This is a genomic window from Streptomyces mutabilis (assembly GCF_014649815.1).
Classification (GTDB): Bacteria; Actinomycetota; Actinomycetes; order Streptomycetales; family Streptomycetaceae; genus Streptomyces; species Streptomyces mutabilis.
This window is the reverse complement of record NZ_BMTT01000041.1, coordinates 15,001-16,472: the sequence shown is the minus strand read 5'-3', so window position 1 is coordinate 16,472 and position 1,472 is coordinate 15,001. Positions and strand designations below refer to the sequence as shown.

The following is a 1,472-nucleotide window of genomic DNA, read 5'->3' as shown; positions in this document are numbered from 1 at the left end:
GACCGGCCGGCACGTTTGGGGGACCGGCCTCCATGTCGAAGAAGCTCGCCAGTTGGCGGTGGGTGGGCCGCCAACTGACCGCGGCCTCCCGACCGGCCGGTCCCCAAATCGGCCCGGCCGCAGACCTCTAGGAACACGGGACATGCCATTTCAGCAGCGGGAAGTGACCGGCCAGCCGCCCCAGACGACTGGCTCGCGGCCGATGCGACGAGCGGGCGGCAGAGCGTGGTCGGGAGAGCGAGCGTTGGTGGCCGGTCGAAACGCGATCGGATTTCACTAAGTATCGAAAGTGCGGGAGTTTGGGACTGGTCCGGAGGCCCACTTTGTATGGGAAAAACGACACGTGCACGGACCACCCCATACAAAAACCGACCCCCCAGAATCACTTTGGGACCCGGGAACATAAATGGGCTACTTTTGACCCCGACGGTGTCCGGTGGATATATGTGAAGGGTGATGGTCATGGACCGGTCGAACGGTGAGGGCGGGGGTCCCCCTGGGGATCGAGAGCCATCGTGACGCCGGGCCTGACGGTCGCCCTCCCACACTTCTTCCCTGCCAGATGGGCAGTCTCTCTGTGCCTGGTGGTGATTCGGTCCCGCATCGCGGGCGACACCTCAGGAACGGGGACTGCCAACCACCCCCCTGCGGTCGAACTGCCGTGGGGCGCCATGGCCAGGTGTCCGCCTCGCCGCCGCTGCAGGCCGGTTTCCTCCGCCTGGGAGTGCCACGTTGCTGCCCCTTCGGGGAGCGGTTGACGGTACCCAGGTTACGGGATTCCCGGTGCTGGGCGTGCGGTTGGGTCGGAAAGAAGCCTGTGCCGTCGCACCCCGGGGTCCGTGTTTCGCGGTTTGGGGGGGTGACTGAAGCCCGGGGGCCCTTGCGTGGTCCCCGGCGCTGACGGAGTCTGTGGATCGTTGGCCGCTGGCCATCATCGAAACCCAGATTCCCGGGGGGAGCCGCCCTGCGGGAGCCGCCGTTCGCCGGCGTGTCCGCGGGGTCCGGACCCCCCACCAGAGGACCATATGCCGCAGCCTGTCGGCGCCCGTGAGGGCGTCCCGGCAGGGTTCACCTGCGTGCGGACCGGTCCTGGAGGGCCCAGTGGGGGCAATTGGATGGTCGTCGCGGGTTCCCGGTGCGCTGGGGGCCTTCGCGGTCGATCGGGCGCTTCGTGCGTCCCTTCCAGATTACATAGCTCACCTTCCGGTCCCCTTCGGGGGGCCTCGTGCCCGGGCGACGGTGGATAGCAATATCCCCGCCCCTGGGCCGCAAGGTAGTTATCTGGTTGATTCTGCCAGTAGTCATATGCTTGTCTCAAAGATTAAGCCATGCATGTCTAAGTATAAGCACTTTATACTGTGAAACTGCGAATGGCTCATTAAATCAGTTATCGTTTATTTGATAGTACCTTACTACATGGATACCTGTGGTAATTCTAGAGCTAATACATGCTAAAAACCTCGACTTCGGAA

At 63.7% G+C, this 1,472-nt stretch carries 1 rRNA gene (running past one end of the window); it reads left to right on the top strand.

Annotation, left to right across the window (positions count from 1 at the left end):
* Window positions 1-1,273 precede the first annotated feature (1,273 nt).
* A 16S ribosomal RNA gene (locus tag IE142_RS39450) occupies window positions 1,274-1,472 on the top strand; it runs 1,610 nt beyond the window's last position.